Below are 15517 nucleotides of genomic sequence, written 5' to 3'. Positions count from 1 at the left end.
GATATTGAAGGCACTGCCAAAACGTCTCTAGCTTGCTACTTGCACGGCTTTCTACCGCGATATTTCAATGGCTTCATTTTTCTATGCTCTCAAGCCTAAATCGATCCAAGTTCTGGCCCCCCGGAGCCGCCCTTCTGCGCGGACTCACCACTGTCTTGTGCCTCACCTCGATCGCCGCCAACCTGGCCCTGTATATTTACGCGCTGCCAATGCCGCTTGCCGTTATCCTACTGCACCTTGCTGCCATGCTGAGCATCGGTTGGCACCTTCACCAATGGGCACATTCAATTGCCATGCGCCCTGCCGAACTCGCTGACCGTCTGCTCAAAGTTCAGGAGAGTGAGCGCCAGCGCATAAGCCGAGAGTTGCATGATGATATCGGCCAGCTGCTGACCGCCGCCAAGCTTCAGGCCGACTTGCTGCAGCGCCTCGCACCCGGCGCGCTGCAGGAGCACTGCAGCACCTTGCGCAGCACACTGGATGACACTTTGGATAACATGCGCGACGTCTGCGCCACCCTCAATCCTCGCCAGTTGTCCAGCCTTGGGCTGGAGGCCAGTTTACGCGCCCACCTGGTGCGCACCCTGGAAAACACCAGCCTGCATTGGAGCCTTGAATGCCGCCAGCGTCTTGGCGGAATTCCCGAAGAGATGGCCATTGCCGCCTTCCGTATCACCCAGGAAGCCGTCACCAATATTCTTCGCCATGCTGACGCACGCAATCTGATCATTTGCATCGAACGCCAGCCAGGTGGCCTGGCGTTGTCCATCCGGGACGACGGACAAGGCTTTCTACCGGCCTGCAATCCTGCAGATGAAGGACAGCGCGGCATGGCCGGCATGTGCGAACGTGCGGCACTGCTCGACGGCACGCTGAATGTCAGCAGCCAGCCAGGCAAAGGTACTCGCATCGACGCTCTGTTTCCCTGGCCGCCCCGCACCCTTGAACGCGCCGACACAAGTAGTGCCCCATGACCTGTAAGTTGTTGCTGATAGATGACCACTCGCTGATCCGTGCCGGCGTTCGCGCCTTGGTATCCTATATCCCCGGTTACACGGTGGTGGGCGAAGGCAATGATGGCAGTCAGGTGGCCGAGCTGGTGCTGCACCTGGATCCGGACATCATCTTGCTGGATATTTCCATGCGTACCACCAATGGCCTCGATGCCTTGACCCAACTGCGCGCCAACGGTTGTCGCAGCAAGGTGCTGATTCTGTCGATGCACACAGACCCCGAACTGATCATGCAAGCCTTGGAAAGCGGTGCCCACGGCTATCTGCTCAAAGACACCACCGCCACCGAATTGGAACAGGCCCTCGCAGCCCTGCGTAACAACGAGCGCTACCTGAGCCCGGCGATTGCCCATACGGTGATCAATCGGGCCTTGTCACGCACGCAGAGACCTAAGCCGCAGATCGCGGAAAATCACAACCTCACGGCCCGCCAACTGGAAATTCTGCGCTTGATTGTGCGCGGCAAATCGACCCGGGAAATTGCTCACGGCCTGGGCTTGAGCATCAAGACCGTGGAAACCCATCGCTCGCAGATCATGAAACGCCTGCATATCTATGACGTTGCCGGCCTGGTTCTATTTGCGGTGCGCGAACGAATCATCAGCCTCGATGACTGAGTAATGGCGAGTCGGGCGGCAAGTGCACCCGCAACGCGCCTGCCAGCGCTTCAAAACGCAAGCTGTCGCCCTGCAGCGGCTCGCCATCGAGATTGATATCCAGGCCTTGCGAACTCTTGATTTCAATCCACGGCAAGCGCGCGCGCACGAACAGGTTATCCAATCCCAGCCCATCGCTGAGCAGACTGCGCAACGTACCTACCATTTCCTGCGGCGCGGGCAAAATGCTGATATCCAGCAGCCCGTCGTCAACCTGCGCCTGCGGACACAGCACATGCCCACCACCGGCTTGACGACCATTGCCGATACCCAGCGCCAACAACTCGCCCTGCCATTGAAAGTCCGGCCCATGCAGCTCCACCGAAGCGGCACTGAGCTCACTGAAGCGCGACAAGCCGGTAAACAGGTAGGCTGCCGCACCTAGCACCTTTTTCAGGTCTTCGGAGGTATTGGCGGTTACCTGACTACCAAAGCCGCCGGTGGCCATGTTGAGAAATATCTGCTGCCCTACCTGGCCAAGGTCAATCGCCTGCGCCGGGGCATCCAGCAGCGCCAGCGCCGCCTCGGGTTCCAACGGTATTCCCGCGGCACGGGCAAAATCATTGGCCGTTCCCAATGGCAATAGCACAAGACCAGCCTTTCCCTGGGCCCGCGCCATGGCTTCGGCGACATCGCGTAGCGTACCATCGCCACCGCCGGCCACGATATGACTGTAGCCCGCGGCCAGCGCCTCCTCGACCCAGCGGGCGGCATCACCGGCTTCCCACGTCAAACGCACATCCAGCGGCCAACCGCGCTCGCGCATCACGCTGACGGCAGCGCGCACCTGCTCGTTCGTTGCCTGTTTGCCATGCAAAATCAATAACGCCTTTTTTTGCGCCATAGCACCCGATCCCCACCAAAGAAAACCCACTATCTGGACCTTGTTGCCGACCTGTTTACTGCATTTTCGTTGCTCTTTTTCCGAGATACTTGCCGAGTATTCACACAAATATCATTGAAACAGCGCGCGCCTGGGTGCATCATTCGACAAATATTTGGCCTTCACGGAAGATGCCGATGCTAAAAGTCATTTTATTGACTACCCAAGCGAGCGCCTGCCAGGTCCGGATTCCCTTTAATGCACTGTAGTCTCAGTGCTCTGACACAAGGCTGTGAAATGAGCGTTCTAATCCCTTGCATCATCGCCGGCGGCGCCGGCACTCGACTTTGGCCTGTTTCCCGCGAAACCATGCCCAAGCCCTTTATGCGCTTGCCCGACGGCCAGAGCCTGCTGCAAAAGACCTTCGCTCGCGCCAGCGCCCTGCCGGATGTCGAACGGGTTTTGACCGTGACCAACCGGGAAGTCTATTTCCGCACCCAGGATGAATACCGCCAACTGAACCATAACGGCATCGCACTGGACTTTATCCTCGAGCCCTTCGGCCGCAACACCGCCCCTGCGATTGCCGCTGCAGCCCTGCATTGCGCCGAACTGTACGGTGACAGCGCCCAACTGCTGATACTGCCGGCTGACCACTTGATCGGTGATCTCCCAGCGTTTGAACGCGCTGTCGCCGAAGCCCGCAACCTGGCTCGCGAAGGCTGGCTGACCACATTCGGCCTGGTGCCAGGTCACGCCGAAACCGGCTTTGGCTACATCGAGAAAGGCCAGGCCTTGAATGGCCAAGGCTACAAAGTCGAATGCTTTGTCGAGAAGCCTGATGCGGTCACCGCCCAAGGCTACCTGGATGGCGGCCAGCACCTGTGGAACGCGGGCATGTTCTGCATGCGCGTGGACGCGATTCTGGCCGAACTTGACCGCCACGTTCCCGACCTGCTCGCCAGCGTCCACCAGTGCCTGCAACAAAGCCCGCGCAAACAGGGCAAAAACGAATTGCAGCTGGAACTTGACCCGCAATCTTTCGAAAAAGTACCGGACATTTCCATCGACTATGCAGTCATGGAAACCTCGAGCCAGGTTGCCGTGCTGCCTGCCGACCTTGGCTGGAGCGACATCGGTTGCTGGGAGGCGGTGCGCGGGCTCAAGGAAGCCGATCACAACGGCAATCACTGCAACGGCGAAACCGTGCTGCATGATGTGACCAACTGCTACATCGACTCGCCACGCCGACTGGTCGGTGCCGTCGGCCTGGACAATCTGATTGTCATCGATACACCTGATGCCCTGCTGATCGCCGATGCTTCACGCAGCCAGGAAGTCAAAGTGATCGCCCAGCAGCTCAAGCACCAAGGTCATGATGCGTATCGCCTGCATCGCACGGTGAATCGCCCGTGGGGCATGTATACCGTGCTGGAAGAAGGCCCGCGCTTCAAGATCAAGCGTATCGTGGTGCGCCCCCAAGAGTCGCTGTCATTGCAGATGCACCACCATCGCAGCGAACACTGGATCGTGGTCAGCGGCATGGCTTGCGTGACCAATGGTGAGGACGAGTTCCTCCTCGACACCAACGAGTCGACGTTCATCAAACCCGGCCGAGTTCACCGCCTGACCAACCCGGGCGTGATCGACCTGGTCATGATCGAAGTACAAAGTGGCGAATATATGGGCGAAGACGACATCGTGCGCTTTACTGATATCTATGGACGCGCCCCGGAGTCTGCCAGCAACTGACACCCAAGGCGCGTCCATTCCTATCTGCATGCCGTCACCCGCCTGGGTATAGAGGAAAGGGGTCATGCGCGTACTTTGGACACTGCCTTATCTGCCCTGGCCTACCACCAGCGGTGGCAAAACCCGGCAATACCACCTGCTGCGCAGTCTCGCGCAGCGGGGCCACCAGATCACCTTACTGGTGCAGTCCAAGATCCCGCCCAGCGAAGCAGCACGTCAGGCGCTCGAGCCACTGCTCGAACGCCTGATCGTATTGCCCAGGCGGCCATTGCACAGCCCATTGAACCTGTTGGCTGCGGTCTATGCCGGCTATCCCGTGCGCGCCAGTGTGAATGGCCTGGCGCCGCACCTTCGGCATCGTTTCGAGCAACTGCTGGAAGAACACTGGGATGTGATCCACATTGAGCACAGCTACAGCTTCCAGCCATTTGAAAAAGCACTGCAAGCTCGGCAACTGCCCTTTCTACTCAGCGAACACACCATCGAATCGGTATCTGGCGCGGCCTGTCATGACCGCCTGCCTTTATGGTTGCGACCATTCAACGCCTTCGACCGCTGGCGCTACCGGCGCTGGGAAAGTCGCGTATTGAGCCAGGCGCATGAGGTCGTCGCCGTCAGCCCCAGGGATGTCGAACATATCAGTCGCCTGACCGGCTACCCCGCGTCTCTGGTGATCAATGGCGTCGATTGCGCGCATTACCAGGATATCTACCCGTCTCAGCACAGCCAGCGACTTTTGTTTGTCGGTAACTTTGAATACAGCGCCAGCCTCGAAGCCGTGGAATGGGCGCTTGAAGACATCCTCCCGCAAGTGTGGCAAAGCAATCCTGCCGTGCGCCTGGCCATAGTAGGACATGCCTTGCCCGACAGCTGGAAATCGCGCTGGAACGATCCGCGTATCGAGTGGATTGGCTACTTGCCTGACTTACGCGAACTGCAACGACATTCGGCGATCTTCTTCGCCCCCCTGCGCTATGGCGGCGGCTCGAAAATCAAGGTACTCGAGGCCATGGCCGCAGGCCTGCCAGTGGTCACCACCGCCAAAGGGGTTTCCGGGCTACAAGTGACTCAGGGCGAGCACTATCTAGGCAGCGACGACAGTGATCAACTGGCCTTGATCATTACCCAACTGCTCAACCAGCCCTGGCGCATGCGCCAACTTTCCGAGGCGGCTCGCCAGTTCGTCAACGACCGTCACGATTGGAGCATTGCCGCCGCCCAGTTGGAAAACGTGCATGCCCGCCTGAGTCAGCGGGCACCCGTGTTTTCTCAAGCCAGCGCACTCAGCCGAGCAACTCACTCAGGGGAATGAACTGAACGGTGTCACCCTTGGCAGGTGCAGTGCCTTCGCGAACTTCGACAAGGCCCTCGGCCCAAGCGGCGCTGCGTAGTACGCCAGAGCTCTGGTTCCTGTAGATCAGCGTTTGACCCTGCTCCAGTCGCGCGCGCAGGTATTCCCGACGCGAGCCAGCCGTGGGCCAGTCGAAACCTGCGGGCACCGCGAACTGTAACGGCGTCACGTCCTGCACGCCTTGGCGGCGCAACAGGTAGGGTCGAGTCAGCAGGCCAAAAGTCACCAGCGTCGAGGCCGGATTGCCAGGCAAACCAATGACCGGTACACCTTTGTAGTGGCCGAAGGTCAGCGGCTTGCCGGGCTTGATCGCCAACTTCCACAGTGCCAGTTCGCCTGCCTCACGCAAGGCCAGGCCCAGGTAGTCCGCCTCTCCCACCGAGACACCGCCGGTGGAAAGTATCAAATCGACTTCGCTCAACCCGGCCAGGCAGTCACGGGTCTTTTGCAGGTCATCGGCAAGAATCCCAGCATCGGTCACTTCGCAACCCAGGCGCTGCAGCCAACTGACGAGCAGGCGTCGGTTGCTGTTGTAGATCTGTCCTGGCCCCAACGGCAAACCCGGCTCGACCAGCTCATCTCCTGTGGACAGCACGGCAACCTTGATCTTGCGCACCACATTGACGGTGGCGTAGCCAAGCGTTGCCGCCAAGCCAAGCTCAATCGGCCCCAGGCGCGTACCCGCCGCCAGCACCGACTCTCCGGCACGGGTTTCCTGCCCTTGCGGGCGAATATTCTGACCCACGCGCAGCGGCGCGGTGAATTGCACCCGCTGATCCTCCAGGACCTCGGCATTTTCCTGCATCTCGACGCAGTCGGCTCCAGGCGGAACCGGCGCGCCGGTAAATATCCGGGCGCAGGTTCCCGGCAGCAACGGCTCAGGGGCGTGACCTGCGAAGATTCGCTGACTGACAGGCAAAGGCTCGCCCTGCCAGTCGGCGTGCCGCAACGCGTAACCGTCCATGGCACTGTTTGGCCAAGGCGGCAGATCCAGGGTCGCAACCAGTTCGCGGGCTAGCACCCGCCCCTCGGCCTGCGCCAGCGCAAGCTGTTCGGTTTCGACGATCGGGGCGGCTTCAGCCAGTGCCAGCAAGCGTGCCAAAGCATCTTCGACCGGCATCAATGGCTTGTTCACAGGCACCTCAACCACGACTGACGCAGGGTTCGGCCTGCTTGAGATGAGGTACGAAATTGCAGGGACGATGGCGAGCATCGAGCTGCTCGGCAAGGATGCCATCCCAGCCCGTGCGCACGGCATTGGTCGAACCCGGCAAGCAACAGACCAGCGTACCGTTGGCCAACCCGGCCAAGGCGCGAGACTGAACGGTTGATGTGCCGATGTCTGCCAGGGAAATATGCCGGAACAGCTCACCAAAGCCATCGACTTGCTTGTCCAGCAGGCAGGCAACCGCTTCGGGCGTACTGTCGCGGCCGGTGAAACCAGTGCCGCCGGTGATCAGCACCACCTGCACCTGCTCATCGGCGATCCAGGTCGCAACCTGCGCACGAATCTTGTACAGGTCGTCTTTGAGCAGTACACGCGCCGCCAGGCCATGGCCGGCTTCGGTCAGGCGATCGACAAATACCTGCCCGGAAGTGTCGGTTTCCAGGGTACGGGTGTCACTGACCGTCAACACTGCAATGTTCAGTGGCACGAAAGGTACATCAGCCTTGGCTTTCATGGGGCCTTGATCCATTGATAGAGAGAATGGCGGTGTTATATCACAGCCCTGCCCGGCTCGCGCCCGCCCTCGACACTCGATTGCCGTGAATCAAAAGTCCTGCGCAATGACTATGCTGCAATCAGCAAGGAACTTGCGTCGGCACCATGCGTCTCAAGAACATTACGCACCATCCTTTACTGGAGAAACACAATGATTCAACGGACCCTTCCTGCATTTCTGCTCGCCCTCGGCCTAGGTACTCTGGCAGGTTGCGCTTCGCCAACCGTCATCACCCTGAACGACGGTCGCGAGATCCAGGCAGTCGACACACCGCAATATGACGATGAGTCGGGCTTCTATGAATTCGAACAACTTGATGGCAAGCGTACGCGCATCAACAAAGATCAGGTTCGTACCGTAAAAGATCTTTGAAGCCATAGCGCACTACAACGAGCCCGCCTTGCGCGGGCTTTTTTGTGTCCCGATTGCAACAAACCACCCTGGCCAGCATTGCACCCTGCTGCCGCGCCCAGCAGAATGCGCGCCTTTCGAACTTAGAGGTTGAAACACATGCGTAAGACTCTTGCCGCCCTGACTCTTGGCCTGCTGTGCACTCAAGGCGCCATGGCTGGCGATGGCCAGACTGCCGTAGGTGGCGGCCTGGGCGGTGTTCTGGGCAACGTAGTTGGCCAGCAACTGGGGGGCAGCACAGGCGCCGCAATCGGTGCCGGTGTCGGTGGCGCCGCAGGCAGCGCCATGGGCGCAAAAAGTGGCAACAAGACCAAGGCGGCCATTGGTGGCGGCCTGGGTTCTGCTGGCGGCTCGCTGGTAGGCGGCAAGCTGGGCGGCAGCACCGGTTCGGCAATCGGCGCAGGCCTCGGTGGTGCGGCTGGCGGCGCCCTGGGCAACAACCTGGCCAATGACCATCGTAAAAAGCGTCATTGATCTCAGGCTGAACAAACCCAGCGCCGAAACGAAACAGCCCCCTGAATAGGGGGCTGTTTTTCTACCGATGCAAACGTTACAGCGCAGGCTCAGCCTGAACTGCAGCAGTTTCTTCAGGCAGCACCGGAACGTACAGCAACTGCAGGCGCGAGCTGCTCCATTCACGGGTCTTGTTGGTCAACTCAAGATTATTGTTGAGCTTCTGGCCATAGGTCGGAACGATCTCCTTCAGTTTGGCCTGCCACTCAGGGGTCTTGATTCGATCCTTGAAGGTCTTCTCCAGCACGCTGAGCATGATCGGCGCAGCAGTCGAGGCGCCAGGCGATGCGCCAAGCAAGGCTGCGATAGTGCCATCCTGGGCAGCAACCACTTCGGTACCGAATTGCAGGATGCCGCCTTGTACAGGGTCTTTCTTGATGACCTGGACGCGCTGGCCAGCTTGCAGCAACTTCCAGTCTTCGTTCTTGGCGTTCGGGAAGTACTCGCGCAGCGCCTCCATACGGTCATCGAAGCTGAGCATCAGCTGTCCCATCAGGTAAGTGCTCAGGTCAATGTTGTCGATACCGGCGTGAGTTATCGGCATGATGTTGTGCGTAGTCAGCGCAGCAAACATATCGAGCAACGAACCGTTCTTGAGGAACTTGGTCGAGAAGGTCGCGAACGGGCCGAACAGCAACACTTCCTTGCCGTCGATAACCCGCGTGTCCAGGTGTGGAACGGACATCGGCGGTGCACCCACCGAAGCCTTGCCGTACAGCTTGGCCTTGTGACGGGCAACGATAGCCTGATTATCGGTCATCAGGAACTGACCACCTACCGGGAAGCCTGCATAACCGTCAGCTTCCGGAATACCGGACTTCTGCAGCAACTTCAGGGCGCCACCACCGGCACCGATAAAGACGAACTTGGCTTTGACGCTACGCTCTACACCCTTGTTGGCCAGGTCAGCGACGACCACGGTCCAGGTGTTGTCCGCGTTGCGGACGATGTCACGCACTTCATGCTGCACATGCAGCTTGACGTTGTCATGCTTGGTCAGCGAAGCGATCAACTGACGGGTAATTTCGCCAAAGTTGACGTCGGTGCCGATCGGCATGCGGGTCGCGGCAATCTTCTGGTCGGCAGCACGGCCTTCCATCACGATCGGCACCCATTTCTGGATCTGGGCGTGGTCCTCGGAATACTCCATGCCACGGAACAACGAGCTGTGCTGCAGGGCTTCATGGCGCTTCTTGAGGAACTCGACGTTCTTGTCGCCCCAGACGAAGCTCATGTGCGGCACGTTGTTGATGAACGACTTGGGGTTGCTCAATACGTTCTGCTCGACCTGATAGGCCCAGAACTGCTTGGATATCTCGAACTGCTCGTTGACCCCTACCGCCTTGCTGATGTCGATTTTGCCGTCGGCGCCTTCACTGGTGTAGTTCAGTTCGCAGAACGCGGAGTGACCAGTACCTGCGTTGTTCCAGGCGTTGGAGCTTTCTTCGGCAACTTTGTCCAGACGCTCGTAGATGTCGATCGACCAGGTAGGCTCCAGCTCATTGAGGTAGGTACCCAGGCTCGCGCTCATAATGCCGCCGCCGATCAGCAGGACATCGACGGTTTTTTCTGGCTCGCTGGGTTTGGAGCAACCAATGACGCTCAGGCATAGGAGCGCCAGCAGGATTTTTTTCATAATTCAATCCAATGAAGGTGGAGTAATTGGCAATGACCGTTGATTCCGTTGCGCACGCCCACATTCTTGTTATCGCTCGCACATACCAAAGCTTAGCGAGGCCTGGCGCTCTGGCGAGCGGCCGGGACACGCGGCAATGTGTTGTCGGCTGGGATTATTCGATGGATCGGAACCGGTCGTCACTCGGACGAACTGACATTGAAGCTTGCTGCCCCCTTTAAGCACAAATCAGGCCAACTCATGCAAGACTAACGACTAATAGCTAGGACGAGTCGTCGCACCCCATCTTTAACGGTTTTTCTGGCGACAATCCGCCACATTGCCACGCCCTGAAGCAGCTATGTGGCGGATTTCCCCCTGCCAATCAGGCGCTCAAACGGGCGGTAACCTCGCCGAGCTGACCTGATAGTCCGTGCAGGCGATGCCCGGCCTGCTCGGTGTGCTGCACCGCCTGCTGGTTGGCAGTGGCGATGCGGGTAATCTCCACCAGATTGCGAGAGATGTCTTCTGCCACACTGGTCTGCTCTTCGGCGGCGGTGGCAATCTGCCGATTCATGTCGCGAATGGCCTCCACCGCCTGGGTGATACGCTGGAGCATCTGCCCGGCACGCTGAACTTGTTCAGCCCCCTCTTCACTGCGCTGCTGCCCGCTCTCGATCGCCTTGACCGCCTCCAGGGCTCCGTTCTGCACAGCACCGATAATCTGGTTGATCTCGGCGATCGAAGCCGCAGTACGCTGGGCCAGACTCCGTACCTCATCCGCGACTACGGCAAAACCACGACCGGCCTCCCCCGCGCGCGCCGCCTCGATGGCGGCATTGAGCGCCAATAGATTGGTCTGCTCGGCAATCGCGCGAATCACCTCCAGGACCTTGCCGATCCGGGCGCTGTCAGCTTCCAGATGGCGAATCACCGCCGCTGTTCCGGTGATTTCCTGGTTTACGGCAGCAATCGTGTCGATGGTGGCCTGCATCACCTGTTCGCCCGCCTGGGCACTGTGATCGGCATCATCAGCGGCGCGTGCCGCTTGTGCGGCGTGGCGGGCAACTTCCTGGGCTGTGGCAGACATTTCATGCATGGCCGTGGCAACCTGATCAGTACGCTGGAACTGATCATCGGTCCCTAGCGCCATGCTGCCGGCAAGGGAGCGCAAATCACCACTCGCAGCTTCCAGTTCGCCGGCATTGTTTTGCAGCCGAGCAATGGTCTCGGCGAGAAAGTCACGCAAAGTATTGGCAGCCACCGCCAGACGGCCCAGTTCATCCTGGCGGTCACTGGCTACACGTGCCTCGAAGCGCCCCTGACTCAGTTGCGCGACGTACTCGATCAGCGCCCGGATCGGCTCGATCAGGCTACGATTGATCAGCCACAGGCTGAACACCCCCACCACAAGTGCAGAGCCGAACATCACCAGCAGCCCCAGCCACACGATACGTTCGGCAGACGCATTGATGGCCTGGGCACGACCCTGGGCATCGCTGCGCAACTGGCTGACCAACTCGCTCATTTGCTCACTGGTCGCTCGATCCACACCTTTGACCGCCTGATCCCCGACCGCAGGGTCGGCACCTGCGGCCAAAAATGCCTGGCGCCCCTGAGCGTAGGCCTGGCCCAGTTGTCGGTGGCTCTGCTTGAGTTGCTCGGCACGCGCTTTGAGCGTGGCGTCGCTACTGCGGATCAACTGATCGAGAATACCCTGCACCTGCTGTTCGCGGGCCAGAAACTGCTGCCAGTACTTATCCAGTTCCGCCGGCTGCTTGCCACGCAGTAACACGTTCTTCCACTCTTGAACCTGCACCTTGAATTGCAGATTGGCCTCATCGATCAACTGCGAGGCCTGCAACGGCCCATCAATCAGTTGGCCGTAGCCACGCACACTGGAGGACAGCAATTGAAAGCAAACCAGAGCGATCATCAGTATCGCCATCAGGCTGCCAGCGAGTAATGCGAGGATTTGCACTCGGAGGGATTTACGCAACATCGGCAGGGTTCCGGAACAAGGAAATAGGAAGCGAGGCATCGCTGCATCAACCAGATAAAGACGTCCTTGTCCTCGTTCACTGGCAGCTGCTGCAGGCGAAAAAAAAGCTGCCATCATCCGATAGCAGCCAAGTTCGAGCGTTACGCAACAGCTGTGATAGATAGTCTCAGGGGATTGCTACAAAAATGTGACAGTTCGCGAAACGCTGTCACAAATCCGTAACGGTGTTGAATTGCAACGCCGCCAGTCGCGCGTACAACGGACTTTCAGCGATCAACTGGCGATGCGTGCCGATCGCCACCAGGCGCCCCTGGTCAATCACAGCGATACGATCGGCATGCTGTACCGTGGCTAGCCGATGGGCGATAACCAACGTGGTGCGCCCACGCATCAGCGTCGGCAGCGCTTGCTGAATAAGGTGCTCGCTTTGGGCGTCCAAGGCACTGGTGGCCTCATCGAGCAGCAAGATCGGTGCATCTACCAGCAACGCTCGTGCAATGGCCAGGCGCTGACGCTGGCCGCCTGACAATCCCAGGCCCGCGTCTCCCAGGTGAGTCTGGTAACCCTGGGGCAGTTGGAGAATGAATTCATGGGCGTGAGCGCTTCGGGCCGCCGCCTCGACCTGCTCAGCACTGGCATCGGCACGCCCGTAACGGATGTTGTCCTCGACCGTACCGAAGAACAATGCCGGGTTCTGTGCAACCAGGGCAAAATGCCGACGCAGGTCCAGGGGATCAAGCCGGTTCAACGCCTGGCCATCCAGGAGTATCTGCCCTTGCTGAGGGTCGTAGAAACGCAGCAACAAGTCGAACAACGTCGACTTGCCAGCCCCCGAAGGCCCAACCAGCGCCAGCGTCTCTCCTGGTTCGACAGTCAGGCTCAAGCCATCGATAGCAGCAGGTGTGGGTCGTGATGGATAGGCAAAGCGCACCTCACGCAACTCAAGCCGGCCAGTGGCCCGCACCGCGCTGCGCTCCAGGCCTTCGGCCGGCACGCCGATTTCATTTCGGGCGGCCAACAACTCGGCAATTCGCTCAGCCGCACCCGCGGCACGCTGCAACTCACCGATCACCTCGCTGAGCGTACCGAAGGCGCCGCCAACGATCAGACTGTAGAACACGAACGCCGCCAACTCGCCCCCGGAAATCCGCCCGGCGATGACATCCATGCCGCCAACCCAGAGCATTACCCCCACGGCCCCGAGCACCAGCACGATTACCAGAGTAATCAGCCAGGCCCGCTGCATGATGCGCTTGCGCGCGATGGCGAAGGCAGCTTCCACGGTCTGGCCGAAGCGCTGCTGATCGCTTGCCTGGTGGTTGTAGGCCTGCACGGTCTTGATCTGTCCAAGGGTTTCGGCAACGTAGCTACCGACATCGGCTACCCGGTCCTGGCTCTGACGCGACAGGCTGCGTACCCGTCGTCCGAAGATCAAGATCGGTGCCAGCACCAGCGGCAAGGCGACCACCACGATGCTGGTCAACTTGGGGTTGGTCACGAACAACAGAACAATGCCACCCAGTACCATCAAGGCATTGCGCAGAAACAAGGAAAGTGACGAGCCGATCACCGACTGCAGCAGGGTCGTGTCGGCAGTAAGGCGCGACTGAATTTCCGAGCTGCGATTACTCTCGAAAAAGCCTGGATGCAAATAGATCAGGTGATCGAACACTTGCTGACGGATGTCAGCCACACACCGTTCGCCGATCCACGACACCAGATAGAAGCGACTGAACGTCCCGATCGCCAATGCCAATACCAGCAACAGGAAGAAACCGATGGATTGGTTGAGCAACTGCGGTGAGCGGGTCATGAAGCCCTGATCGACCAGTAAGCGTATGCCCTGGCCCATCGACAGCGTGATACCTGCTGTCACGATCAAGGCGAGCAACGCCAGCAGAACTTGTTTGCGATAAGGGCGAACAAAACGCCAACCCAATTGCAGCGCCTGGCGCTGGCGGGGTGAGAAGCGGTTGAGCATGGAGAGACCAACGATCAATTGTTTCTGCCAGCCTACACCTGACCGCTCGTCCCATGCCAAGGAACTCACAGGAATAAACAGTCGTCATTTAACAAACCAGTCTCGGCGCCCCTCCAGATGTCGCCGCTTAAGTGGTTAGACCGTTTCGTTCTAAGGCACCACTGGAGGTTTGTCCAACTTTCTGTTGGACTGGAGAGAGTCGTAGCGTGAAAACCGACGCAGCTGTCATAGTTCGGTCACTGCGCGACTCTAGTCTGAGCTGGCAATCTGATGAGGAGACAAAAATGAGCTTGCAACACAGCACCAACCAGCCCAAAAGCGCTCCAAACCCGCAAGCGCCGGTGGGCGGTTCGATCATCGGCCCAGATGGCAAAGAGATCATCATCACCGAAGAGATGGTCCAGCAGGCGTGCGAAAAGCTGGAACAAAGCCGCAAGGCACCCGCCAAGAAAGACTGAATCACCGAATTGTTCAACCCGGCCCGAGCGCCGGGTTTTTATTACCTGAAATTCAGGCCAGCACAGCGCCCAGGGCTCGAACCATCTGCGCCAAATGGGGGGCTTCGCCATGCAGACGCACCACCAGGCCTTCGATTTCACGGCGCGGCGGGTAGTGCTTGCGCAAGGCATCGAACGCACTCTTTTGCTCAAGCACATCACTGCTCAAGCTGCGACGAAAATCAGCGTCGTCACGGCGTGGGTCATACACCGCACGGCACAGGGTTGCCAGCGCCCAGGCAGGATCGGTTTCAGCCTGCAGGCCCACTTCTGCCAACCAGAACTGAGGCAGCAAGTCGGCCAGTTGCACTGAAGCCGGCTCACCACGCCAGGCACAAAAAGCCTGATAAATCTGTGCAGTGCCGCGTTGCTTGCCGTCCAAGCTGTAACCGGCAATGTGCGGCGTGGCCAATACACAAAGGTCAGCCAGCTCCAGATCGACCTGCGGCTCGCCCTCCCAGACGTCCAGTACCGCCAGCACATCTTCTCGCTGCAGCAATAGCTCGCGCAGCGCCGAATTGTCGATAACCGGGCCACGGCTGGCATTGATCAGCCAGGATCCCGGACGCAATGCCTGGAGTTGCTGCTCGCCGAGCAAATGCCAAGTCGCGTTCTCGCCACAACGGGTCAGCGGCGTATGCAAACTGATCACATCGCAACGCGCCAGAATGGTTTCCAGGCTGACATAATCACCACCCTCTCGGGCCTGGCGTGGCGGGTCGCACACCAATACCTGCCAACCCAAACCACGTAGCACCTCAACCAGGCGCCCTCCCACCTCACCGGCACCGACGACACCATAAGTACGCCCAGCCAGCTCGGCACCATCGAGTTCAGCCAACGTCAGCAGACTACCCAGCACATAATCGACCACACCTCGGGCGTTGCAGCCCGGCGCACTGGACCACTGGATGCCAGTCTGAGCGAAGTAGTCCAACGCCAGGTGGTCGGTACCAATGGTGCAGGTGCCGACGAAGCGAACCTTGCTGCCCTCAAGCAGCGCCTGATCGACGCGAGTCACCGAGCGCACCAGCAGGACATCGGCATCTTTTACACAGGCAGCATCGATTGCACGTCCCGGATAACGGCGAATTTCGCCGAATCCTGCAAAAAAGGCATCGAGCAGCGGAATATTCTCGTCGGCAACAATCAGCATGGCGCTCTCCTATCGGGGTGCGC

General features: G+C 59.3%; 14 protein-coding genes and 1 pseudogene. 7 read left to right on the top strand and 8 right to left on the bottom strand.

The genetic code is table 11. The annotated features are described in order from the left end of the window. The first annotated feature begins 83 nt into the window (after positions 1–83). Both V0R60_RS19465 and V0R60_RS19460 read left to right on the top strand, forming a co-directional pair. Positions 84–974, top strand: a complete 891-nt coding sequence (locus V0R60_RS19465) for a sensor histidine kinase (protein WP_330080503.1) — start codon at positions 84–86, stop codon at positions 972–974. Then, positions 971–1630 (top strand): response regulator transcription factor, encoded by a 660-nt coding sequence (locus tag V0R60_RS19460; protein WP_330080502.1) that lies wholly within the window; start codon positions 971–973, stop codon positions 1628–1630. The genes V0R60_RS19465 and V0R60_RS19460 overlap by 4 nt, the downstream gene beginning before the upstream one ends. Here V0R60_RS19460 and yegS read toward each other — a convergent pair. Next, the gene (yegS, locus tag V0R60_RS19455) at positions 1614–2513 is read right to left on the bottom strand and encodes a lipid kinase YegS (RefSeq protein WP_330080501.1); all 900 of its coding nucleotides are present in this window, start codon (positions 2511–2513) and stop codon (positions 1614–1616) included. The genes V0R60_RS19460 and yegS overlap by 17 nt on opposite strands. Before the next feature lie 276 nt (positions 2514–2789). Here yegS and V0R60_RS19450 point away from each other — a divergent pair, with 276 nt between their 5' ends. Both V0R60_RS19450 and V0R60_RS19445 read left to right on the top strand, forming a co-directional pair. Next, positions 2790–4244 (top strand): mannose-1-phosphate guanylyltransferase/mannose-6-phosphate isomerase, encoded by a 1455-nt coding sequence (locus tag V0R60_RS19450; protein ID WP_136475297.1) that lies wholly within the window; start codon positions 2790–2792, stop codon positions 4242–4244. A 64-nt stretch (positions 4245–4308) separates the two neighbouring features. Further along, a complete protein-coding gene (locus tag V0R60_RS19445; RefSeq protein WP_330080500.1) occupies positions 4309–5556 on the top strand; it encodes a glycosyltransferase family 4 protein in 1248 nt (415 codons plus the stop codon). Here V0R60_RS19445 and V0R60_RS19440 read toward each other — a convergent pair. Beyond that, complete coding sequence (locus tag V0R60_RS19440) at positions 5528–6715, bottom strand: molybdopterin molybdotransferase MoeA (protein ID WP_330080589.1); 1188 nt, start codon at positions 6713–6715, stop codon at positions 5528–5530. The two genes, V0R60_RS19445 and V0R60_RS19440, sit on opposite strands and share 29 nt — an antisense overlap. Positions 6716–6737: 22 nt before the next feature. Then, positions 6738–7277 carry a molybdenum cofactor biosynthesis protein B gene (gene moaB / locus V0R60_RS19435; protein ID WP_330080499.1) on the bottom strand — a complete coding sequence of 180 codons (540 nt, stop codon included), beginning with the start codon at positions 7275–7277 and terminating at the stop codon, positions 6738–6740. 192 nt (positions 7278–7469) lie between these two features. Here moaB and V0R60_RS19430 point away from each other — a divergent pair, with 192 nt between their 5' ends. Both V0R60_RS19430 and V0R60_RS19425 read left to right on the top strand, forming a co-directional pair. Continuing rightward, a complete protein-coding gene (locus V0R60_RS19430) occupies positions 7470–7691 on the top strand; it encodes a YgdI/YgdR family lipoprotein (RefSeq protein ID WP_136475293.1) in 222 nt (73 codons plus the stop codon). 138 nt (positions 7692–7829) lie between these two features. Then, positions 7830–8204, top strand: a complete 375-nt coding sequence (locus V0R60_RS19425) for a glycine zipper domain-containing protein (RefSeq protein ID WP_136475292.1) — start codon at positions 7830–7832, stop codon at positions 8202–8204. Between the two features lie 76 nt (positions 8205–8280). Here V0R60_RS19425 and mqo read toward each other — a convergent pair whose 3' ends face one another. From mqo to V0R60_RS19410, 4 genes and pseudogenes are all read right to left on the bottom strand, one after another. Then, complete coding sequence (gene mqo, locus V0R60_RS19420) at positions 8281–9879, bottom strand: malate dehydrogenase (quinone) (RefSeq protein ID WP_330080498.1); 1599 nt, start codon at positions 9877–9879, stop codon at positions 8281–8283. A 364-nt stretch (positions 9880–10243) separates the two neighbouring features. Beyond that, positions 10244–10948, bottom strand: a complete 705-nt coding sequence (locus V0R60_RS27055; protein ID WP_375547292.1) for a methyl-accepting chemotaxis protein — start codon at positions 10946–10948, stop codon at positions 10244–10246. 228 nt (positions 10949–11176) lie between these two features. Beyond that, positions 11177–11287 (bottom strand): annotated as a pseudogene (locus V0R60_RS27050) (hypothetical protein); the annotation flags it as partial. 781 nt (positions 11288–12068) lie between these two features. After that, positions 12069–13841 carry an ABC transporter transmembrane domain-containing protein gene (locus tag V0R60_RS19410; RefSeq protein WP_330080588.1) on the bottom strand — a complete coding sequence of 591 codons (1773 nt, stop codon included), beginning with the start codon at positions 13839–13841 and terminating at the stop codon, positions 12069–12071. A 284-nt stretch (positions 13842–14125) separates the two neighbouring features. On the opposite strand from V0R60_RS19410, the gene V0R60_RS19405 reads away from it, so the two are divergent. Next, positions 14126–14299 (top strand): PA1571 family protein, encoded by a 174-nt coding sequence (locus V0R60_RS19405; protein ID WP_168198444.1) that lies wholly within the window; start codon positions 14126–14128, stop codon positions 14297–14299. A 52-nt stretch (positions 14300–14351) separates the two neighbouring features. Here the strand turns inward: V0R60_RS19405 and pdxB are convergent, their stop codons facing one another. Beyond that, positions 14352–15494, bottom strand: coding sequence for a 4-phosphoerythronate dehydrogenase PdxB (gene pdxB / locus V0R60_RS19400; RefSeq protein ID WP_330080496.1), 1143 nt, complete (start codon positions 15492–15494; stop codon positions 14352–14354). Positions 15495–15517 lie beyond the last annotated feature (23 nt).

Origin of the sequence: Pseudomonas auratipiscis (genome assembly GCF_036324085.1) — a bacterium.
Taxonomy (GTDB): domain Bacteria; phylum Pseudomonadota; class Gammaproteobacteria; order Pseudomonadales; family Pseudomonadaceae; genus Aquipseudomonas; species Aquipseudomonas auratipiscis.
This window is presented reverse-complemented; position numbering and strand designations above follow the sequence as displayed.